The following is a 21,640-nucleotide window of genomic DNA, read 5'->3' as shown; positions in this document are numbered from 1 at the left end:
GGAAACGGTCGAGCCGCGCGCCAGCCAGAAGTGACAAGCCCAAGAGGCCATCCTTCGGCGCGGTGACTGGCCGTGACTCTAAGCGTGTGCAGGGAACGTGGAGGAGAGTCTGACGAAGGCTGTGACTCTCTTGTTATGACACGACGTAATGCAGAGCGGTACGCCCTGGGGGGAAGGGCAGAATTACGGCCGATTCGCCCTGTCCGCATGGTGAGAACCCGCAGGATCCACCATGATCAATTCAGGCGTCTCGGTGGTTTTGGTAATGACGCACCCGTGGTGCTGCAGGCGACTTTCAGGGCCTGGGAGAGGTGCTGCGCGTACTGCGAACCGAGGATGTAGCTGTGAATCTGCATTGCGCGCGTATTACGCAGAGTTACGTCCAGGAAAGGGAGTCCGGCGTCCTTGGGTGCTTTTCCGCATTCCGTCACGTGCATGGTTATTGTGATCTTGCGGTCGGAACCTGCCTTTGCCCCGAAGGGGGTCGGCGGGTCCGTCACCAGCGACAGTCCCGCGTACGGCTGGGTCACCCGGGTTACGGTGACCGTTGGCCCGGACTCCACGCTCAGTAGCACCGCGAAGCTGAAGCTGCGGGGCACGGCGTCGGCCGGGGTGGGCAGACCACCCGCGAAGGTCACCGCAACGGCCTCTGCGGGAAAGGGGGTCGGGGGTGGCGGCGGCTGCTGGGGCCGGGTGCCGTAGAGGTAGCCGCCACCGCCCAGCAGTGCGGCGGCCCCGGCGAGGGCGAGGGTGGCCCGCCGGTGCCGGGCGTACCGGGTCGCGAGGGCCGTGCGGATCCGGTGTGCCGTGCGGGGAGTCGGGTCCGTCGGCTCTCCGGCGTCCCACGCGCGCGTGCCCTCGCCGGGCTCCAGGGGGCCGATGCCGCTCACTGCGAGGAACCTCCGGCCGGGGTCCCGTGCCGGCAGCGCTCGTTGCGGGCCTTGTGCGCCTGACGGCCGATCAACTCATCCGCGCTTGAACTCCCTTGACGCCGCTTCATGGGGTGGGTCGTACCCACGACGTCCCGCGGGACCTCGCACTGCCCGGTGGGCGGGCCCATCGATGGGGAGTGCGAGTGGGCGCGGGGGTGTCCGGAGCTGTCGGGGTGACCGGTGCCGGGGGGCCGGTCGCGTGCCGTGCTCAGCAGGGGCGCGGGCAGTGCCGGCCCGAGCATCAGGAACCTCGCCCCCGGCCGGGGGTTCCCTCGCCGTCCCATGTCCCGAAGTTAAGGGGCGGGACGGCGGGGAGCAACGGCCCGGTGCGCGCCGGTCAGTCGGCGGCGGGCCCTGCCTGCGCCGCGTCGCCGGGCCGCGCGTCCCGCAGCAGGCAGGTCAGCCGGGCGGTGCACACCCGGCGGCCCTCCTCGTCGCTGATCACGATCTCGTACGTAGCCGTCGACCGGCCCCGGTGCACGGGCGTGGCCACACCCGTCACCAGGCCCGAGCGGACCCCGCGGTGGTGCGTGCAGTTCAGGTCCACCCCCACCGCGATCTTCGAGCTGCCGCCGTGCAGCATGGAGCCCACCGAGCCCAGGGTCTCCGCCAGCACCGCCGAGGCGCCGCCGTGCAGCAGTCCGTACGGCTGGGTGTTGCCCTCCACCGGCATGGTCCCGACGACCTTGTCCGCCGAGGCCTCCAGGATCTCCACGCCCATCCGCGTGCCCAGGTGCCCGGCCGAGAACAGGGCCGGCAGATCGACACCGAGCGCCGCGTACTCGTCGATGATCTCTTGCGGGAACTTCACTCGCTGCTGCTCACCCATGGGCCCGGCTCCGTTCGTCGTCCACCTGTCTGCTCACTGAGCGAACGCTCAGTCGGTCGCCGATTGTTCCAGACGGCCGGCCGTGCCCTCTGCGTGATGTTCGAGTCGTACGACGACGGACTTGCTGGCCGGGGTGTTGCTGGTGTCGGCGGTGGCGTCGAGCGGGACCAGGACGTTCGTCTCGGGGTAGTAGGCCGCCGCGCAGCCCCGGGTCGTCGGATAGTGCACGACGCGGAAGCCGGGCGCCCGCCGCTCCACGCCGTCCTTCCACTCGCTCACCAGGTCGGCGTACGCCCCCTCGGCGAACCCGAGCGCACGGGCGTCCTCGGGGTGCACCAGCACCACTCGGCGGCCGCCCGCGATCCCCCGGTAGCGGTCGTCGAGGCCGTAGATCGTGGTGTTGTACTGGTCGTGCGAGCGCAGGGTCTGCAACAGCAGCCGGCCCTCGGGCAGTTCGGGGTACTCCACCGGCGCCGCCGTGAAGTTCGCCTTGCCCGTGGCGGTCGGGAAGCGGCGCTCGTCGCGCGGGGCGTGCGGCAGCGCGAAGCCGCCGGGGTGTGCAACGCGCGCGTTGAAGTCGTCGAAACCGGGGATCACGCGCGCGATGCGGTCACGGATCGTCGCGTAGTCCTTCTGGAACTCCTCCCACGGCACGACGCTGTTCGCGCCGAGCACCCGGCGCGCGAGGCCGCAGACGATCGCGGGCTCGGACCGCAGCCGCGGGCTCGCCGGCGCGAGCCGCCCGCGCGAGGCGTGCACCATGCCCATCGAGTCCTCGACGGTCACGAACTGCTCGCCGCTGCCCTGCAGATCTCGCTCGGTGCGGCCCAGCGTGGGCAGGATCAGCGCACGCGCGCCGGTGACGACATGCGAGCGGTTGAGCTTCGTGGAGACATGCACGGTCAGTCGCGCGCGCCGCATCGCGGCCTCGGTGACCTCGGTGTCGGGAGAGGCCGAGACGAAGTTGCCGCCCATGGCGAAGAAGACCTTGGCCTCCCCGTCGCGCAGCGCGCGGATGGCCCGTACGACGTCGAAGCCGTGCTCGCGCGGCGGCACGAACCCGAACTCCTTCTCCAGCGCGTCCAGGAAGGCCGGCGCCGGCCGCTCGAAGATGCCCATCGTGCGGTCGCCCTGCACGTTGGAGTGACCGCGCACCGGGCACACGCCCGCGCCCGGGCGGCCGATGTTGCCGCGCAGCAGCAGGAAGTTGACCACCTCGCGGATGGTCGGGACGGCGTGCTTGTGCTGGGTGAGGCCCATCGCCCAGCAGACGATCGTGCGCTTCGAGGCGAGCGCCATGCTCAGCGTCCGCTCGATCTCCGCGCGCGTGAGGCCCGTCGCGGCCAGTGTCTCGTCCCAGTCGGCGGCGCGCGCGGCCTCGGCGAACTCCTCGAATCCGTGGGTGTGTTCGCGGACGAACTCCTCGTCGACCGCGCCTGACCCCGCGCCGGAGGCGCTCTCGTGCTCGGCCAGGATCAGCTTGTTGAGGAGCCGGAAGAGCGCCTGGTCGCCGCCGATGCGGATCTGCAGGAACAGATCCGTGAGGGCGGCGCCCTTCAGCATGCCCTGCGCGGTCTGCGGGTTCTTGAACCGCTCCAGGCCGGCCTCGGGCAGCGGATTGACGCTGATGATCTTCGCGCCGTTCGCCTTGGCCTTCTCCAGCGCGGAGAGCATACGGGGATGGTTCGTGCCCGGGTTCTGGCCCGCGACGATGATCAGGTCGGCCTGGTGGAGATCCTCCAGCAGGACGCTGCCCTTGCCGACGCCCAGGGTCTCGTTGAGCGCCGAGCCGGACGACTCGTGGCACATGTTGGAGCAGTCCGGCAGGTTGTTCGTGCCCAGTTCGCGCGCGAAGAGCTGGTACAGGAACGCGGCCTCGTTGCTCGTGCGGCCCGAGGTGTAGAAGACCGCCGCGTCGGGGGAGGCGAGGGCCCTGATCTCCTCGGCGACGATGTCGAAGGCGCGCTCCCAGCTGACCGGCTCGTAGTGCGTGCCGCCCTCGGGCAGGTACATGGGGTCCGTGAGCCGCCCCTGCTGTCCCAGCCAGTAGCCGCTCCTGGTGGCCAGGTCCGCCACGGAGTGCGCGGCGAAGAACTCCGGCGTGACCCGCCGCAGGGTGGCCTCCTCGGCCACCGCCTTCGCGCCGTTCTCGCAGAACTCGAACGTGTGCCGGTGGTCCGGCTCCGGCCAGGCGCAGCCCGGGCAGTCGAACCCCTTCTTCTGGTTCACCTGCAGCAGCGTCAGCGTGGAGCGCCGCACGCCCATCTGCTGCTGGGCGATACGCAGGGTGTGGCCGATGGCCGGCAGTCCCGCGGCCGCGTGCTTCGGCTCCGCGACCTGCGGCGCGTCCTGGACCGGATCCCCCTTGGGCGGCTTCGTCGCCATCGCACCCTCCCCTTCGACTGCGCGTGCCCTCGACGCCGTCGATCCTCCCACGGGCTGCTGACAACGCCGCCGCCCGCCTTCCTCTCCGACCGGCTCTCCCGACTGCTCACCGGCCCGGAGCGCACACCCGCCGGAGCCGCCCGGTCCGGACTGTCAGTGCGGCGTGGCAGGATCGGGGACGTGGCAGAGACAGCATCGAAGAAGACCGACAAGACCCCCGGCGGCACCCGTCCCCGGCTGATGCTCATGGACGGGCACTCGCTGGCCTACCGCGCGTTCTTCGCGCTGCCCGCGGAGAACTTCACGACCGCGACCGGCCAGCCGACGAACGCGATCTACGGCTTCGCGTCGATGCTGGCCAACACCCTGCGTGACGAGGCGCCCACGCACTTCGCGGTCGCCTTCGACGTCTCGCGCAAGACATGGCGCTCCGAGCGGTTCACCGAGTACAAGGCGAACCGCTCCAAGACCCCGGACGAGTTCAAGGGCCAGGTCGAGCTGATCGGCGAGCTGCTCGACGCGATGCACGCGCCGCGCTTCGCCGTCGACGGCTTCGAGGCGGACGACATCATCGCCACGCTCGCCACGCAGGCCGAGGCCGCGGGCTTCGAGGTGCTGATCGTCACCGGCGACCGCGACTCCTTCCAGCTGGTCACCGAGAACATCACCGTGCTGTACCCGACGAAGGGCGTCTCGGAGCTGACCCGCTTCACCCCGGAGAAGGTCTTCGAGAAGTACGGCTTGACGCCCGCCCAGTACCCCGACTTCGCGGCCCTGCGCGGCGACCCGTCCGACAACCTTCCCGGCATCCCCGGCGTCGGCGAGAAGACCGCCGCGAAGTGGATCAACCAGTTCGGCTCCTTCGCCGAGCTGGTCGAGCGCGTCGACGAGGTCAAGGGCAAGGCCGGGCAGAACCTCCGCGACCACCTGGAGTCGGTCAAGCTCAACCGCGTCCTGACCGAGCTGGAGCGCCAGGTCGAGCTGCCGAAGGCGGTCGCCGACCTGGCGCGGGCGCCGTACGACCGCACGACGGTCGCGATGGTCCTGGACACCCTGGAGATCCGCAACCCGTCCCTGCGCGAGCGTCTCTACGCCGTCGACCCGGGCGCGGAGGAGGCCGAGGCCACCCCGGTCGCCACCGAGGGCGTGGAGATCGACGGCGCGATCCTGCGCACCGGCGAGCTGGCCCCCTGGTTCGCCGGGCACGGCGCCGACACCCTGGGCGTCGCCACCGTGGACACCTGGGCGCTGGGCACCGGCTCGGTCGCCGAGGTCGCCCTCGCGGCGGCCGGCGGAGCGGCCGTCTGGTTCGACCCGGCCGAGCTGGACGAGGCAGACGAGAACGCGTTCGCGGCCTGGCTGGCCGACGCCGCCCGCCCCAAGGTGTTCCACAACGCCAAGGGCGCCATGCGCGTCTTCGCCGAGCACGGCTGGAGCGTCGAGGGCGTGACCATGGACACCGCGCTCGCCGCGTACCTGGTCAAGCCGGGCCGCCGCTCCTTCGACCTGGACGCGCTCTCCCTGGAGTACCTGCACCGCGAGCTGGCCCCCGCCGCGGCGGCCGACGGCCAGCTGGCCTTCGGCGCGGACGAGGGCGCCGAGGCCGAGGCCCTGATGATCCAGGCCCGCGCGGTCCTCGACCTGGGCGAGGCCTTCGCGGCCCGCCTGGAGGAAGTCGGCGCCGCCGAGCTCCTGCGCGACATGGAGCTGCCCACCTCCGTCCTGCTCGCCCGCATGGAGCGCCACGGCATCGCGGCCGACCGCGCGCACCTGGAGGCGATGGAGCAGACGTTCGCGGGAGCGGTGCAGCAGGCCGTGAAGGAGGCCCACGCGGCCGCCGGTCACGAGTTCAACCTGGGCTCGCCCAAGCAGCTCCAGGAGGTCCTCTTCGGCGAGCTGGCCCTGCCGAAGACGAAGAAGACCAAGACCGGCTACACCACCGACGCCGACGCCCTGGCCTGGCTCGCCACCCAGACCGACAACGAACTGCCGGTCATCATGCTCCGCCACCGCGAACAGGCGAAGCTGCGCGTCACCGTCGAGGGCCTGATCAAGACCATCGCGGCCGACGGCCGTATCCACACCACCTTCAACCAGACGGTGGCCGCGACCGGCCGTCTGTCCTCCACGGACCCGAACCTGCAGAACATCCCGGTGCGCACGGACGAGGGCCGGGCGATCCGCCGCGGCTTCGTGGTCGGCGAGGGCTTCGAGTCGCTGATGACCGCCGACTACAGCCAGATCGAGCTGCGGGTGATGGCCCACCTCTCCGAGGACGAGGGCCTGATCGAGGCGTTCACCTCCGGCGAGGACCTGCACACCACGGTCGCCTCCCAGGTCTTCTCGGTCGAGCGCGACGCGGTGGACGCCGAGATGCGCCGCAAGATCAAGGCGATGTCGTACGGCCTCGCCTACGGCCTGTCCGCGTTCGGCCTCTCCCAGCAGCTGAACATCGACGCGGGCGAGGCGCGCGCCCTGATGGACACCTACTTCGAGCGCTTCGGCGGGGTCCGGGACTATCTGCGCCGGGCGGTCGACGAGGCGCGGGCCACGGGCTACACGGCGACGCTCTTCGGCCGCCGCCGCTATCTGCCCGACCTCAACAGCGACAACCGCCAGCGCCGCGAGGCGGCCGAACGCATGGCCCTCAACGCGCCCATCCAGGGCACGGCGGCGGACATCGTCAAGATCGCCATGCTCAAGGTGGACAGCGCGCTGCGGGCGGCGGACCTGAAGTCCCGCATGCTCCTCCAGGTCCACGACGAAATCGTCCTGGAGATCGCCCCCGGCGAGCGCGAGGCCACGGAGGAGATCGTCCGCCGCGAGATGGCGGGCGCTGTCCACCTCAGGGCCCCGCTGGACGTCTCGGTGGGCTCGGGCCCGGACTGGGAATCGGCGGCGCACTAGCCCGCGGTGCGTGGGCGGGGGCGTGGCCCGGCGAAGGCCAAGGGCAACGCCCCCTCCGCCACCGCAGATCTTGCTCCGCCGGAGATCCAACTCCCTACGGCACCCCAGCCCACCAGCACGGGGAACCGGCGCCGGCCCAAGAACGCCGGCCGAACCCCCGGAGGGCCGTCACTCACGTGGCCCCCGCCAAAACGCCCCCCACCCCCCGCAGCCGCAACACTGCGGGCATGGGTATACGCATGCTTCACCGCCGGACGCCCGAGGCAGCCATCCGGGCCTGGGCGGACACCGCCTCGGCGCAGGCCATGCCCGCCTCGCCGGTACCGGCCCTCGCGGCCGACGCAAGCACCGCCCGCGTCCCCGCCGACCTGGCGAAGACCGCCCGCACGACCACCACGGACCTACGGCGCCGGCTCGCCGGCCTGACCGCCCGCGCGGACCGCGCCCCGGACTGGCGCCAGTGGGCCGACCTGGCCCGCGGCTACCTCGCCCTCGCGCTCACCCTGTTCCCTCGAGCGCGCCCCCGGCAGACCCTCACGGTCTTCGTCGCGTCCCTCACCGAGCGTCCGGCCGCTCCCGCCCCGCAGCGACCGTCTCACCGAGATCCCCAGGACCGTCCGGGGCCGGGCCCCGACGCCACACCCTGACCCCGACGGCGTACAGCAGCAGCCCCGCAACCAGCCCCGCGCCCACTCCGAAGCACAGGGCGGGCACCAGATCCCACGGCCGGGCCGCCGCGCTCACGTCCGTCCATTCCCGCGCCGCCCGCTGCGCCGCCCCGGCCGCCGTGCAGCCGCCGATGACCGCCCCGGCCCACCAGCGGTCCCGCACGGACAGCAGCGGCACCCCCGCCGGCCGCCCGCCCGGAACCCGCCGTAGCACCCGCCCGGCGAACACCGCGAGCACGGCCGCGCCGGCTACGGACGAGCCGTACTGCAGCCACGAGAACAGTGGCAGGCCCAGCAACCGGTCGTGCTCGACGGCGGGAATCAGCCGTGTTCCCCAGCGGCCGTCATGCGTGAACGCGTCCCACACCACATGCGTCAGCGCGCCCAGCGCGGCGGAGACGTACCACCACCCCACCGCGGCGACCCGCATGCGCGCGTGTGGCACACCGCAGCGCAACAGAGCGGCCGGCCGGCCCTGGCGGGCCCGGGGCAGCAGCGCGAGCAACGGTTCCCGCACGAGCAGCCAGAGCCCCACCAGCGCCCAGGCGATGAGCACATCGACGGTCACGACCCCGGTGAACGCGTGCGTGACCGCACCGAATTCCATTCCGCCGGGCAGGACACTCGCCGCATAGAAGGTCACATCGGGCGCGAAGGACCCGGCCACGAGCACCGCCGGCACCAGCGGGCCGCGGCCGGTGCCGTCCCGGCGGACCGCGGGCAGTACGGCCGCCGCGTGGCTGAGTGTGAACGGCAACAGGCCCCCCTGGAACGGTCTTCGGCCGTGGTGTCGAAGCCGGTGATCAGGCTCGTTCAGTATGAGCGACCGCCGCCGGGGGCCATGGGCGACAACGAGAGTTGGCCAAAGGGTGAAAACCGGACGTGAACGGCTGCCCGCGTCAGGCAAGTTGCCGTAGGGTCACCTGCGACGCCGGGCCGGGGCCGGTCGAACGCGTGTCGCACGCGTCACACAAGGACGACGGCGCGACAGAGGCAACCAGAGCGCCGGGTCAACCGTCACACCAGTGCGAGGCAGACGGACGGCGACGGACGCAGGGGCGTTCACGGGAGGGGTTCACTCTATGGCGGCGCATTTCGGCAGGCGGCTGCGCAAGGGGGCGGCGACCACCGCCGTGGCCGCGGCGGCGGTCGCGGCTCTGTCCGCGTCCCAGGCTCCGGGAGTGGTGGCCGGCGAGGACCACGGCAGACAGGCAGCCGCCGGCGCCTCCCACCCCGGACCGGGCACGGCCTCCGACGGCGACGCCACCGGCAACTCGCCGTACTACACGGACCTGCCGCCGCTGAACAGCCCCAACCCCAGCCCGAGCCCCAGCTCCTCGCCGAACGCCGGAACCCCGGTCGCCCAGGGCGACGGGGAGGCTGGCATCCCCGCGACGGTCCTCGACGCCTACAAGAAGGCCGAGACCGAACTGCGCTCGGCCAAGCCCGGCTGCAACCTGCCCTGGCAACTGCTCGCCGCGATAGGCAAGGTCGAGTCGGGCCAGGCCCGCGGCGGTGAGGTCGACGCGAACGGCACGACGCTGACCCCGATCCTCGGCCCGGCGCTCGACGGCAACGGCTTCGCGCTCATCAAGGACACCGACCACGGGCAGTACGACGGGAACACCGAGTACGACCAGGCCGTCGGCCCGATGCAGTTCATCCCGTCGACCTGGGCCTGGGCCGGACGCGACGGCAACGGCGACGGCAAGAAGGACCCCAACAACGTCTACGACGCCGCCCTCGCCGCGGGCCACTACCTGTGCCGCAACGACTGGGACCTCTCGCGCCAGGACGACCTGAACAGCGCGATCCTCAGCTACAACAACTCGCAGGACTACCTGAACACGGTCCTGAGCTGGCTGGAGTACTACCGCAAGGGCAGCTACACCGTGCCCGACGGTACCGGCGGCGTGCCCAGCCACCGCAGTGACGACGGCACCCGGCACAGCCAGTCGCCGACGCCGTCGACCCCGCCGAGGACCAAGCCGGACCCGAAGCCGGACCCGAAGCCCAGCAAGCCCGGCGGTGGGAGCGGGAGCCCCAGCCCGAAGCCGCCCGCCCAGCCGACCCCCACCGACACGGTGGACCACCTGGAGGACGCGGACACCGCCACGCTCACCGCGATGGCCGGCGACGCCTTCACCGAGCGGATCGGCACCCGGGCCGAGACCAAGGCCGGCAAGACCGTCGCCAAGGTGCGGATCCGGTTCACGATCAGCGGCGCCACCGACGCCACGTTCACCGGCGGCGAGAAGGTGGCCACGGTCGTCACCGACGCCCAGGGCGTCGCGACCGCCCCGGCGCTCCAGGCGGGCGAGAAGACCGGCGACTTCAAGGTCACCGCGACCGTCGTGGGCCGCTCCACCAAGGGCGTCCCGTACACGGCAACGGTCACCGAGCGCGTCGCCGACACCCTGACCCGCACCGACGACACCCCGCTGACCTGCACCCCGGGCGGCGAGTTCGCCGAGCAGGTCAAGGTGAAGGCGATGGACAAGGGCGCCGTCGCGGACAAGGTCGCGGTCACCGCCACCCTGACCAAGTCCCTCCTCGACGTCAGCCAGAACGACAAGGGCCCCTACTTCAAGGACAAGAACGGCAAGACCGTACGCACCCTCACCGGTCTCAGGACCGACGCCAAGGGGCTGCTCACGCTGCCGAAGCTGTACGCGGACGACGTCACCGGCACCTTCCTGCTCCGGCTCACCGCCCCCGGCGGCGCGACGCTCACCGTCTGGCTGAACGTCGCCCCCGACGGCACCACCACGGCGAGCCCGTCCCCGAGTCCGTCCGCCTCTCCCTCTCCCTCCCCGTCTTCCTCTTCCTGACACCGCCAGGGCCGGCAGGGCGCCCTCTCCGCTCCGGCGGGGAGGGCGCCCTCGTTCGTGCGTGCACCGCTGTTCTCATCTCACCCGCCCGTTGCTACGGTGCCGAACCTGACGACCTGATCTGACGATCCATCAGGAAATCGTCAGGGCAACGACCGTCAGCAACCGTCCGCCGGGAGGCCCGTATGCGTGCCCTGATCGCCGCCGCGACCGGTCTCGCCCTCGCGCTCGCCCTGGTCCTCACGATCAGCGCGATGGGCTCTCCGTCGGGAAGCACATCCCCCAAGCCGCTGCTGACGACGGTGCCCTCGCACCCGTAGCCGCGCCCGTCCGGGAGGGAGGCCTTCCATGCGCCGCAAGGCAAGCCTGGTCCTGCTCGCCTGCGCCGTCTTCTGCGCGGCGCTGTCCCCGCTGATGCGCTGGTACGCCTTCCCGCGCCTGGCCAGGATCCCCGCGAACCAGTACCAGGACATGGTCCTGGAGGCCAAGGACGCCACCCTCCTCGACTACGGCACCATGCAGGCCAAGAAGGTCCCCAAGGTCACCATCGTGCAGACCCTCAAGGGCAACGTGGAGGCCGCGAAGAAGATCGAGAAGACGGCGGGCCGGCCGGTCGTGGTCTGGGACAGCCTGTCCTACGTCCAGGGCCCCGACGGCAAGATGGTCTCCCGCATCCCCGAGCGCTACATCTTCGACGCCCACAGCCAGGCCCCTGTGCACGCCACCGGCGAGATGGTCGACGGCGACCCGGTCACCCGCACGGGCATCGAGTTCAAGTGGCCCTTCCTGACACAGAAACGCGACTACGAGTACTTCGACGCACAGACGCGCACCACCAGCCCCATCCACTACAAGGGCACCCAGACCTTCCGCGGCCTGAAGGTCTACTACTTCGAGCAGACCATCCCCTGGACCAAGGTCCCCATGCCGAAGACGATGCCCGTCCAGGGCATCACCCCGGAGTCGGTCGCCAAGACGGGCACGACCCGCTGGTACAGCACGGTCCGCAAGTTCTGGGTCGAACCGGTCACCGGCGCGCCCGTCTACGGCGAGGAACTGCACAAGGAGGAACTGCGCGGCGGCACCCTGCTCGGCGGCCGGGCCAGCGTCACGGCGTTCGCCGGCGATGTGAAGATGCGCGAGGACTACATCGAGCACACGGTCGCCCTGGTCAAGCACAACCGCACCCTGGTCCTGATGCTCACCTCGTACGTTCCCTGGGGCTCCCTGATCCTCGGCCTGCTGCTCCTCGCGCTCGCCCTCTATCTGGAAGCCCGGTCCCGCCGGCCCGAGGACCCGGCGCCCACGGAGCGGACGGAACCCGAACCGGTCAGCGCCTGAGCCGCGCGTTGGTGTGCCGGGTGGGCTCGGCGGTCGCCGGGTCCTCGGGCCACGGATGCTTCGGATACCGGCCGCGCAGCTCCGCGCGTACGCCCTTGTAGCCGTCCTTCCAGAAGGAGGCGAGGTCCGCCGTGACGGCGGCGGGCCGCCCGGCGGGGGAGAGCAGATGCACCAGCAGCGGCACCCCCGCCACGGCCGGCGTCTCCCGCAGTCCGAACATCTCCTGCAACTTGACGGCGAGCACTGGCCGCTCAGGATCCTGATAGTCGATCCGGATCCTGGACCCACTCGGCACGGCGATCCGCTCCGGCGCCAGCTCGTCGAGCCGGCCGGCCTCCCCGCTCGCCCAGGGCAGCAGCCGGGCGAGCGCCTGCCCGGCGTCGATCCGCGCGAGATCCGCCCGCCGCCGGGCCCTGCCCAGCTCCGGCTCCAGCCACTCGTCCACGCGCGCGTGCAGCGCGCCGTCGGACACGTCCGGCCAGGGCTCCCCAAGGCGCGCCCGCACAAAGGCCAGCCGCTGCCGCAGCACCCGCGCCTCCGGCGACCAGCGCAGCAGCCCGAACCCCTCCTGCCGGAGCCCTTCGAGCAGGGCACCGCGTACGAGCCCGGGATCGACGTCCCGCAACGCCCGTACGGCCAGCTCCACGGCGCCCAGCCGCTCGACCCGCCGGGCCACGACGTCCCCGTCGGCCCAGTGCACCTCGTCCCGCTCGCCGCGCAGAGTCCCGGCGGCGGCGAGCGCCACGTCCTCCTCCACCGCAGCCCCGAGCCGCACGCGCGCGTGCCCGCTGCCGACGCCCCGGTCGGCAACGGCCACCACGATCCACGGCGCCCCACGCAGCGCCGATCCGTCCGCGGGCTCGGCCCGGGTCCCGGAGGCCATGAGGTACGACTGACCGTCAAGCCTGGCGACCCGCTCGGGGAAAGCGAGCGCGGCGACGAGGCCGGCCAGCTTGTCGACACCGGTGTCCGGTCCGGCCGACGCACCACCTGCTGACTGACGGGCATGGGCGGGCGGATGGGCGAACTCCGCCGAGGCGGACCGCAGCCGGCGTACCTCCGCGGCCCACCGCCCCGCATAGGCGTCACCCCCACGCCGAGCACGCCGCAGAGCACCGCCGAGATCATCCCCGTAGTCCCGGGGCACCTCTTCGGAGAGCAGGGCGACCACCTCCGCCCCCGCTCCGGCCGTGTCCAGCAGAGCCCGCCCCAGCCGAGGGTGCACACCCAGCCGAGCCAGCCGCACCCCGACCGGCGTCGCCCGACCGGTGCAGTCCACCGCTCCCACGGCCGTCAACGCGGAGCGCGCCGCCGCCATGGCCCCGCCCGGCGGCGGATCCAGCAGGGCCAGCCCGGCGGCGTCGGGATCACCCCAGCAGGCCGTCTGCAGGGCGAACGCGGTCAGATCGGCCAGCTTGATCTCCGGCGCCGGAAAAGCCGGCAGACGCCCGTCCTCGGCCTCCGTCCAGCACCGGTACACCACACCCGGTGCCTCACGCCCCGCCCGCCCCGCCCGCTGCCGCCCGGCCGCCCGCGACGCCCGTACGGTCGCCAGCCCGCTCAGCCCGCGCGCGTGGTCCACGCGCGGCTCCCGCGCCAGGCCCGAGTCGACGACCGCCCGCACCCCGGGCACGGTCAGGGACGACTCGGCGACGGACGTGGCCAGCACTACCCTGCGCCGTTCCCCGGCCGCCAGCACCGCGTCCTGCACGGCCGCCGGTGCCCGCCCGTGGACCTGGAGCACCTCGACGTCCCCCAGACTTCCCAGCTGCCCGGCCACGCGCGCGATCTCACCGACGCCGGGCAGGAAGCACAGCACGTCGCCCGCCCGCTCGGCCAGCGCCCGCCGCACCACCGACGCCACGTGCGCCAGCAGCGCCGGATCCACCCGCATGCCGTGCGGCGGCCGTACCGGACGCGCCGGGGGAGCCCACACCACCTCCACGGGATGCGCGACACCCGCCGCCTCGACCACCGGCGCCCCGCCGAGCAGCCGCGCCCAGCCCTGCGCGTCCGTCGTCGCCGACGCGGCCACGAGCCGCAGCTCCGGCCGCAGCGTCTGCCGTACGTCCCACAGGAAGGCGGCCGCCGTGTCGGCGTCCAGGTGCCGCTCATGGCACTCGTCGAGCACGACGACATCGACGCCCGGCAGCTCCTGGTCCCGCTGCAGCCGCTGCAGCAGCACACCGGTCGTCACGACCTCCACGCGCGTGTGCCGCCCCACGCTCCGCTCGCCGCGCACCGTGAAGCCCACGCTCTCGCCGGGCTTCTCACCCAGCAGCCACGCCATGCGCCGCGCCGCGGCCCGCGCCGCGATCCGCCGGGGCTCGGCCACCACGACCCGCCGCGCGGGACCGCCCCCGACCAGCCCCGCCAGCACCAGCGGCACCAGTGTCGTCTTGCCGGTGCCGGGCGGCGCCACGAGGACGGCGGTGCCGTCCGCGTCCAAGGCGTCGGTCAGGGCGGGCAGGGCGGAGCGCACGGGCAGCGCGTCCAGGGCGTCGTAACGGATCACGCCCCTAGTGTCGTACGACGGCGGACGCGCCCCACGCGCGCGTGAGCGGACGAAAACCCGCCACGCGCGCGTACGCGTACGCGGAGGAGAAGGAGCAGGCGTGGTGCCTGCGGGGGGTCAGTCCCGCTCGCACACGAAGATCGCCGTGCCCGGGATCAGGTTCCCGCGCAGAGGGGACCAGCCGCCCCACTCCGAGGTGTTCCAGGCCGGCCACTGCGGCTCCACGAGATCCACCAGACGGAATCCCGAGGCCACGATGTCCCGGACGCGGTCGCCGAGCGTCCTGTGGTGCTCGACGTAGACGGCGCGGCCCTCCTCGTCCTGTTCGACGTAGGGCGTGCGGTCGAAGTAGGAGGCGGCCACCGACAGGCCCTCGGGGCCCGGCTCGTCCGGGAAGGCCCAGCGGATCGGGTGCGTCACCGAGAAGACGAACCGGCCGCCGGGCCGCAGCACCCGGCGCACCTCGCGCAGCACCAGCCGCGGGTCGGCGACGAACGGCAGCGCCCCGTACGCGGAGCACGCCAGGTCGAAGGAGCCGTCCGCGAAGGGCAGCGCCCCCGCGTCCGCACAGACGAGCGGAAACGATCCGCCGATCCGCAGCGCGTGCTGGAGCTGGCGGTGCGACACGTCCAGCGCCACCGGTCGGGCCCCCTGGGCGGCCAGCCAGCGCGCACACTGCGCCGCGCCCGCGCCGATCTCCAGGACCGCCTTGCCCTTCAGCTCCTCCGGCGGCCCGAGCAGCTCCGCCTCCACCTCGTCCAGGCCCTCCGGGCCCCATACGAAGCGGTCGTCGCCGAGGAACGTGCCGTGCTCGACCTGGTACTCGTCCGCGTTGCGGTCCCACCAGCCCCGGTTGGCCCGTGAGCTCTCCGCGACGTCGGCGTCACGCCGTGTGGCCTCGGGCTCGAACCCCTCCGGCTCCCGGGGTTCGTACGCTTCGGACTCTTGGATGATCGGCTCCCTCGTCGTACTCTTCCGTGCAACCCGTCAGGGGCTGTCAAGGAAGGTGTCCCTCCGGCGCGCGGCGCCCCGTAGGACTTTCTTCTGCCGGGATTGCGGCGATCCGCCCCCGGTGTGCGCCTTCGCGCATTGACCGTGTCCCGCTGCCCCCGTATGCTACAAGTTGCGCTGCGGGCCTGCGCACCTCAGACGTAGCAGGCTGCGCTCGCATCTGTTGTATGTCCCCTCGGTTTTCGAGGCGCCACCAGCGGTTTTGTGTGGCGCTTCCTTGGCTGTCCGGCTTCTTCAGAGCGATACGGGCTCCCGGCGTAGCAGTACCTACGACTTCAATGTCCGTACCGGAGCCCTTTCCCACATGACGAGCAGCACCGAGACCACCGCCACCACCCCGCAGGTTGCGGTCAACGACATCGGTAACGAGGAAGCCTTCCTCGCCGCGATCGACGAGACGATCAAGTACTTCAACGACGGCGACATCGTCGACGGCGTCATCGTGAAGGTCGACCGGGACGAGGTCCTGCTCGACATCGGTTACAAGACCGAAGGTGTCATCCCGAGCCGCGAGCTCTCGATCAAGCACGACGTCGACCCGAACGAGGTCGTGGCCGTCGGCGACGAGATCGAGGCCCTGGTCCTCCAGAAGGAGGACAAGGAAGGCCGCCTGATCCTCTCGAAGAAGCGCGCCCAGTACGAGCGTGCCTGGGGCACCATCGAGAAGATCAAGGAAGAGGACGGCATCGTTACCGGTACCGTCATCGAGGTCGTCAAGGGTGGTCTCATCCTCGACATCGGCCTCCGCGGCTTCCTCCCGGCCTCCCTGGTCGAGATGCGCCGTGTCCGCGACCTCCAGCCCTACGTGGGCAAGGAGCTCGAGGCCAAGATCATCGAGCTGGACAAGAACCGCAACAACGTGGTCCTGTCCCGCCGTGCCTGGCTGGAGCAGACCCAGTCCGAGGTCCGCCAGACGTTCCTCACGACCCTCCAGAAGGGTCAGGTCCGCTCCGGCGTGGTCTCCTCGATCGTCAACTTCGGTGCCTTCGTGGACCTGGGTGGCGTCGACGGTCTGGTCCACGTCTCCGAGCTGTCCTGGAAGCACATCGACCACCCGTCCGAGGTTGTCGAGGTCGGCCAGGAGGTCACCGTCGAGGTTCTCGACGTCGACATGGACCGCGAGCGCGTCTCCCTGTCGCTGAAGGCGACCCAGGAAGACCCGTGGCAGCAGTTCGCCCGCACCCACCAGATCGGCCAGGTCGTGCCCGGTAAGGTCACGAAGCTGGTTCCGTTCGGTGCGTTCGTCCGCGTGGACGAGGGCATCGAGGGTCTGGTCCACATCTCCGAGCTGGCCGAGCGCCACGTGGAGATCCCGGAGCAGGTCGTCCAGGTCAACGACGAGATCTTCGTCAAGGTCATCGACATCGACCTCGAGCGCCGCCGCATCAGCCTCTCGCTGAAGCAGGCCAACGAGTCCTTCGGTGCCGACCCGGCCTCGGTCGAGTTCGACCCGACCCTGTACGGCATGGCCGCGTCCTACGACGACCAGGGCAACTACATCTACCCCGAGGGCTTCGACCCCGAGACCAACGACTGGCTCGAGGGCTACGAGACCCAGCGCGAGGCGTGGGAGCACCAGTACGCCGAGGCGCAGTCGCGGTTCGAGCAGCACCAGCAGCAGGTCATCAAGTCCCGCGAGGCCGACGCTGCCGCTGCCGCCGAGGGTGGCGAGGCTGCCGCTCCGGCCGCTTCGGGTGGCGGTTCGTACTCCTCCGAGGGTGCGGACACCTCCGGTGCGCTGGCTTCGGACGAGGCGCTCGCCGCGCTGCGCGAGAAGCTGGCCGGCGGCCAGAGCTGAACCCTGCCGCTGAGGCTTAGCCGATAGTCGGCTCTGAGGGGCCGTACCTTTCGAGGTACGGCCCCTCAGGCGTTTTCGGGCAGTCCGCTGCCCATCCCGCCGCGGTCCCGTTATGGCTGATCGCGCGGTTCCCCGCGCCCCCCCGGGGCGTCATGGTGTCCGGTCCGAGATCCCTGATCAGCGGCGTGTCGCGGGAATGCCCGCGTTCCAGGGCGCGTTGAACAGGAGGAACACGAGGAGGAGCGGTCACAGTGCTTGATCCGCAGGGTTTGTACGCATGGGAGCCGAAGGGCCTCGCCGTGGTGGACATGGCGCTCGCCCAGGAGTCGGCCGGCCTTGTCATGCTCTACCACTTCGACGGATACATCGACGCGGGCGAGACCGGCGACCAGATCGTCGACGGGCTGCTCGACTCACTGCCCCACCAGCTCGTCGCCCGTTTCGACCACGACCGGCTCGTGGACTACCGGGCCCGCAGGCCCCTGCTGACCTTCAAGCGGGACCGCTGGACCGACTACGAGACCCCGGCCATCGAGGTCCGCCTCGTCCAGGACACCACGGGCGCCCCCTTCCTGCTGCTGTCCGGCCCCGAGCCGGACGTGGAGTGGGAGCGGTTCGCGGCGGCCGTACGGCAGATCGTGGAACGGCTCGGGGTGCGCCTGTCCGTGAACTTCCACGGCATCCCCATGGGTGTCCCGCACACCCGCCCGGTGGGCCTCACCCCGCACGGCAACCGCACCGACCTCGTCCCCGGCCACCGCAGCCCCTTCGAGGAGGCCCAGGTGCCCGGCAGCGCCGAGGCGCTGGTGGAGTACCGCCTCAGCGAGGCGGGGCACGACGTCCTGGGTGTCGCCGCGCACGTCCCGCACTACATCGCCCGCTCCACGTACCCGGACGCCGCCCTGACCGTCCTGGAGGCCATCACGGCCGCCACCGGGCTGGTCCTCCCGGGTGTGGCGCACTCGCTGCGCACGGACGCGCACCGCACGCAGACGGAGATCGACCGGCAGATCCAGGAGGGCGACGAGGAACTCACCGCGCTCGTCCAGGGCCTGGAGCACCAGTACGACGCCGCGGCGGGCGTGGAGACCCGGGGCAACATGCTCGCCGAACCGGTGGAGATTCCGTCGGCCGACGAGATCGGGCGGGAGTTCGAGCGGTTCCTGGCGGAGCGCGAAGGCGACAACTGACCTCGCCGGTCCCCCTGTCCGTAGCAGGGCCTAAGCTTCGGCTCATGCTGAAAGTGGGCCTGACCGGGGGCATCGGTGCCGGCAAGAGCGAGGTCTCGCGGCTGCTCGTGCAGCACGGGGCCGTGCTGATCGACGCGGACCGTATCGCGCGCGAGGTCGTGGCGCCGGGCACCCCCGGCCTCGCGGCCGTGGTCGAGGCCTTCGGCGAGGACGTCCTCGCCGCCGACGGCAGCCTGGACCGGCCCCGGCTCGGCTCGATCGTCTTCGCCGACCCCGACAAGCTCGCCGCCCTCAACGCGATCGTGCACCCTTTGGTGGGCGTCCGATCCCGCGAACTGGAGGAGGCCGCGACCGCCGACGCCGTCGTGATCCACGACGTACCCCTCCTCACCGAGAACGGTCTGGCCCCCTTCTACGACCTCGTGATCGTCGTGGACGCGAGCCCCGAGACCCAGATCGACCGGCTGGTGCGGCTGCGCGGAACGACCGAGGAGGACGCACGCGCGCGTATGGCCGCGCAGGCCACGCGCGAACAGCGCCGGGAGATCGCGGACATCGTGATCGACAACGACGTACCCCTGGACGCGTTGCACAAGCGCGTCGCCGAGGTGTGGGACGACCTCGTGCGACGGGCCCGTGGGACGTCCTCGGAATAGCGGGCCCCTGACCGGGCGTTGAACTGCCGGAGTGAGGGAAGGACTCTGCCGTGCCCGAGACCAGCGGTTCCACCGGACGTACTCCGGAAACGCATGTCATCGACTTTCGTGCGGCCGAGCATCTGCTCGACTCACGGGACCCGCGGGGCGCGGTGAAGCTGCTCGACGAAGTCATCGCCGCACACCCGGAGAACACCGCCGCCCGACTGCTCCGCGCGCGTGCCTTCTTCGCCGCGGCGCAACTGCGGCCCGCCGAGCTGGAGTTCACCATCGTGCTGGAGCGTGAGCCGGACAACGCGTTCGCGCACTTCGCGCTGGCCCGCACCTATGAACGCCGGGGCCGCCCCGTCCAGGCCAAACGCCATTTCCGGCTGGCGGCCGCGCTCGACCCCAACCCGCGGTATCTGAGGGCGGCGCACTTCGACGACTGAGCGGTCACGGATGCCGGTGCCTCGGCAGGCGCGGGAACGGCCGGGCTGCCTGCGGTGGGCGGTACGGCGGTCCGTCCTCCGGCGGAGGGTAGGGCGGTACGTCACGGCCCGGCTGGTAGTGCGGACCCTGCCGCATGTGTCTGAGGATCATGATCATGTCGACGGTGGCCACCAGCCACAGCACTCCGCAGGCCGCCGCCCAGCCGGGGCGCCCGACCAGCGCGAACGCGGCCGTACCGAAGATCGCCCAGACCAGCCCCCACAGGCTCAGCCAGAACCGCGCTCGCAGCGCACTGCGCGCGGTCGCCGGTTCACTGCCCGTACGCATGGGGTCACCACTCCTCCTTGCAACGTACTCTTCGGTGACGACGTTGACCAACGGCGCTCGTCCGTCGTTCGCCGAAGGGGGATCCGGTGCTGCCGGACGTCGACGACCTGCCCGAACTGCTCCTCGACCTGGCCGTGCCGCACGAGGACATCAACGACCTGGTGGCTCAGCGGGGCCGGGTCACCGGTGACCCGGGCGTGCTGCGGCTGCTCGAAAGCTGCGTCGAGGAGCTGTTCCGCGACCCGGAGGAGACCGGCCGCACTCCTGACCTCGCCGGTCTCCTCGACGCGGCGCCGGCCGGGCTGACCCGTACCTTCCCCGTGTACGTCTTCGTCGCCGCGGTCCCGCGCACCCTCGCCCGGCACCGGGAACGCGGCATCCCGGCCGAGATCTCCCGGCACACCCTGGCCGACCTGGGGCGGCACATGGCGGTGCACCGCAGACGGCACGGCACGACCGGAGTGCAGTCGCGGCGCTGGCTCGTCCGGCACTTCCGCGGCGAGCTGTTCCAGCTGGGCCGGCTGCAGTTCGAGCGGGCGCGGCTCGGGGAGCGCACGGCGCCGGTGATCGCGGCCGCCGGACTGGACGCGGCGCCCGGCACGCCCTGTCTGAACCTGCACGTACCCGACTTCCACGGTCCGCTGACCCCGTCCGCCTGTGACCGCTCCCTGGCGCGGGCACGCGCGTTCTTCGCCCGGCACTTCCCGCAGGAGCGGCCGGTGGCGGCGCTGTGCCACTCCTGGCTGCTCGACCCGCAGTTGAGGCGGTATCTGCCGGCCGACTCCAACATCGTCCGGTTCCAGGACCGATTCCGCACCGCCCGCGAGGACACCGAACCGTCCGACACCGAGCCCGTCCAGTTCGTCTTCGGGGAACCCGGCCTGCCGGTGGCGGAGCTGCCGCGGCGCACGTCCGTCGAGCGGGCGGTGGGGGACCATCTGCGCGCGGGCGGTCACTGGTACATCGGGCACGGATGGTTCCCGTTCCCGGTCGAATAGCCCGGAATAGCTCGAACGGGTGAACTGATGCCGGAGGGGAACGGGCGTGCGGGGGCGGGCCGTTGTTCGGGCATGACGGTCGAAATGCGTGAGGGACACGAGGGCACGGGCCCCGGGGCGATCACCCCGGACGGCTGCGCGGTCGAGCTGTACGAGCGGCTGCCGGTGGGAGACGAGCCGGACATCATCGCGGCGGCGGTACCGGCCGGGGCGCACATCCTGGAACTGGGCAGCGGGGTGGGCCGGATGACCCACCCCCTGCTCGAACGGGGCTTCACGGTCACGGCGGTGGACGAGTCCGCCGACATGCTGGCCCGGGTCCGCGGGGCACGCACGATATGCGGCCCCATTGAGGAACTGGACCTGGAGGGCGAGGAGTTCGACGTAGTGCTGCTCGCGTCGTTCCTCGTGCACAACGGCGACGAGGAGGTACGCAGAGGCCTGCTGCGCACCTGTGCCCGGCATGTGGCGAAGGGCGGCTGCGTGCTCATCCAGCGGGAGGGCGAGGACTACCACACGAACGTGCCCAGGGAACGGGCCGACCCGAGCGGCTTCACGGTACGGATCGCCTCCGTGGAGCCCGCCGGACAGGGGGTGAACTCGGTCCGCGCCGAGTACGTGTTCCCTGACGCGGCCTGGACCCAGACGTTTCTGGCCCGGCCCCTGACGAAGGAGCAGTTCGAGGCGGCGCTGGCGGAAGCGGGACTGGAGGTGGACACGTATCTGACACCGGACAGGGTGTGGGTGCGGGCGGTGCCGAAGGCCTAGCGGACGTCCGGTCGCAGCGGCTCGGCCGAGAGCGATGAATTCCCCGGCGAAG

The 21,640-nt window shown here is 71.7% G+C and carries 18 protein-coding genes; 11 read left to right on the top strand and 7 right to left on the bottom strand.

Annotated features, from left to right (window positions below):
• Nucleotides 1–236: 236 nt before the first annotated feature.
• The 3 genes from ADK64_RS00205 to ADK64_RS00195 all read right to left on the bottom strand — a co-directional run bounded on the left by ADK64_RS00205 (nt 237) and on the right by ADK64_RS00195 (nt 4,146).
• Nucleotides 237–890 (bottom strand): hypothetical protein, encoded by a 654-nt coding sequence (locus ADK64_RS00205; RefSeq protein WP_053653642.1) that lies wholly within the window; start codon nt 888–890, stop codon nt 237–239.
• A 379-nt stretch (nt 891–1,269) separates the two neighbouring features.
• On the bottom strand, nt 1,270–1,761 hold the full coding sequence (locus tag ADK64_RS00200) for a hotdog fold thioesterase (RefSeq protein ID WP_053653640.1): 492 nt from the start codon (nt 1,759–1,761) through the stop codon (nt 1,270–1,272).
• 48 nt (nt 1,762–1,809) lie between these two features.
• Entirely contained in the window at nt 1,810–4,146 is a 2,337-nt protein-coding gene (locus ADK64_RS00195) for an FdhF/YdeP family oxidoreductase (RefSeq protein WP_053653638.1), read from the bottom strand.
• Nucleotides 4,147–4,326: 180 nt separating this feature from the next.
• Between ADK64_RS00195 and polA the strand changes: the two genes are divergently transcribed.
• Complete coding sequence (polA, locus tag ADK64_RS00190) at nt 4,327–7,053, top strand: DNA polymerase I (protein ID WP_053653636.1); 2,727 nt, start codon at nt 4,327–4,329, stop codon at nt 7,051–7,053.
• Between the two features lie 227 nt (nt 7,054–7,280).
• Nucleotides 7,281–7,700 carry a hypothetical protein gene (locus ADK64_RS00185; protein ID WP_063789851.1) on the top strand — a complete coding sequence of 140 codons (420 nt, stop codon included), beginning with the start codon at nt 7,281–7,283 and terminating at the stop codon, nt 7,698–7,700.
• Here the strand turns inward: ADK64_RS00185 and ADK64_RS00180 are convergent.
• Nucleotides 7,609–8,478, bottom strand: a complete 870-nt coding sequence (locus ADK64_RS00180; RefSeq protein ID WP_053653633.1) for a DUF4184 family protein — start codon at nt 8,476–8,478, stop codon at nt 7,609–7,611. The two genes, ADK64_RS00185 and ADK64_RS00180, sit on opposite strands and share 92 nt — an antisense overlap.
• 325 nt (nt 8,479–8,803) lie before the next feature.
• Between ADK64_RS00180 and ADK64_RS00175 the strand changes: the two genes are divergently transcribed.
• The 3 genes from ADK64_RS00175 (at nt 8,804) to ADK64_RS00170 (ending at nt 11,893) form a co-directional block, all read left to right on the top strand.
• Complete coding sequence (locus ADK64_RS00175; RefSeq protein WP_053653631.1) at nt 8,804–10,552, top strand: lytic transglycosylase domain-containing protein; 1,749 nt, start codon at nt 8,804–8,806, stop codon at nt 10,550–10,552.
• A 185-nt stretch (nt 10,553–10,737) separates the two neighbouring features.
• Entirely contained in the window at nt 10,738–10,872 is a 135-nt protein-coding gene (locus tag ADK64_RS44655; RefSeq protein ID WP_107092883.1) for an SPW_0924 family protein, read from the top strand.
• A gap of 28 nt (nt 10,873–10,900) precedes the next feature.
• Nucleotides 10,901–11,893, top strand: coding sequence for a DUF3068 domain-containing protein (locus ADK64_RS00170; protein WP_053653629.1), 993 nt, complete (start codon nt 10,901–10,903; stop codon nt 11,891–11,893).
• Here the strand turns inward: ADK64_RS00170 and hrpB are convergent.
• Both hrpB and ADK64_RS00160 read right to left on the bottom strand, forming a co-directional pair.
• On the bottom strand, nt 11,883–14,408 hold the full coding sequence (gene hrpB / locus ADK64_RS00165; RefSeq protein WP_053653627.1) for an ATP-dependent helicase HrpB: 2,526 nt from the start codon (nt 14,406–14,408) through the stop codon (nt 11,883–11,885). The genes ADK64_RS00170 and hrpB overlap by 11 nt on opposite strands.
• Nucleotides 14,409–14,525: 117 nt before the next feature.
• Nucleotides 14,526–15,362: a class I SAM-dependent methyltransferase gene (locus ADK64_RS00160; RefSeq protein ID WP_107092882.1), complete on the bottom strand. Its 837-nt coding sequence runs from the start codon at nt 15,360–15,362 to the stop codon at nt 14,526–14,528.
• 361 nt (nt 15,363–15,723) lie between these two features.
• Between ADK64_RS00160 and rpsA the strand changes: the two genes are divergently transcribed.
• From rpsA to ADK64_RS00140, 4 genes are all read left to right on the top strand, one after another.
• The gene (gene rpsA / locus ADK64_RS00155; RefSeq protein ID WP_053653622.1) at nt 15,724–17,217 is read left to right on the top strand and encodes a 30S ribosomal protein S1; all 1,494 of its coding nucleotides are present in this window, start codon (nt 15,724–15,726) and stop codon (nt 17,215–17,217) included.
• Between the two features lie 251 nt (nt 17,218–17,468).
• Nucleotides 17,469–18,407, top strand: coding sequence for a PAC2 family protein (locus ADK64_RS00150; protein ID WP_053653620.1), 939 nt, complete (start codon nt 17,469–17,471; stop codon nt 18,405–18,407).
• Between the two features lie 44 nt (nt 18,408–18,451).
• Nucleotides 18,452–19,063 carry a dephospho-CoA kinase gene (gene coaE, locus ADK64_RS00145; protein WP_053653618.1) on the top strand — a complete coding sequence of 204 codons (612 nt, stop codon included), beginning with the start codon at nt 18,452–18,454 and terminating at the stop codon, nt 19,061–19,063.
• A gap of 50 nt (nt 19,064–19,113) precedes the next feature.
• Nucleotides 19,114–19,494 carry a tetratricopeptide repeat protein gene (locus tag ADK64_RS00140; protein ID WP_053653615.1) on the top strand — a complete coding sequence of 127 codons (381 nt, stop codon included), beginning with the start codon at nt 19,114–19,116 and terminating at the stop codon, nt 19,492–19,494.
• Nucleotides 19,495–19,498: 4 nt separating this feature from the next.
• Here the strand turns inward: ADK64_RS00140 and ADK64_RS00135 are convergent, their stop codons facing one another.
• The gene (locus ADK64_RS00135) at nt 19,499–19,822 is read right to left on the bottom strand and encodes a DUF6343 family protein (RefSeq protein WP_053653613.1); all 324 of its coding nucleotides are present in this window, start codon (nt 19,820–19,822) and stop codon (nt 19,499–19,501) included.
• An 86-nt stretch (nt 19,823–19,908) separates the two neighbouring features.
• Between ADK64_RS00135 and ADK64_RS00130 the strand changes: the two genes are divergently transcribed.
• A complete protein-coding gene (locus ADK64_RS00130) occupies nt 19,909–20,820 on the top strand; it encodes an acyltransferase domain-containing protein (protein ID WP_053653611.1) in 912 nt (303 codons plus the stop codon).
• Between the two features lie 72 nt (nt 20,821–20,892).
• The gene (locus tag ADK64_RS00125; protein WP_199829438.1) at nt 20,893–21,588 is read left to right on the top strand and encodes a class I SAM-dependent methyltransferase; all 696 of its coding nucleotides are present in this window, start codon (nt 20,893–20,895) and stop codon (nt 21,586–21,588) included.
• Nucleotides 21,589–21,640: the final 52 nt, after the last annotated feature.

This window comes from Streptomyces sp. MMG1121 (assembly GCF_001280015.1).
GTDB lineage: Bacteria > Actinomycetota > Actinomycetes > Streptomycetales > Streptomycetaceae > Streptomyces.
Note: the sequence above shows the minus strand (reverse complement) of the source record. Positions and strands in the feature narration are given on the sequence as shown.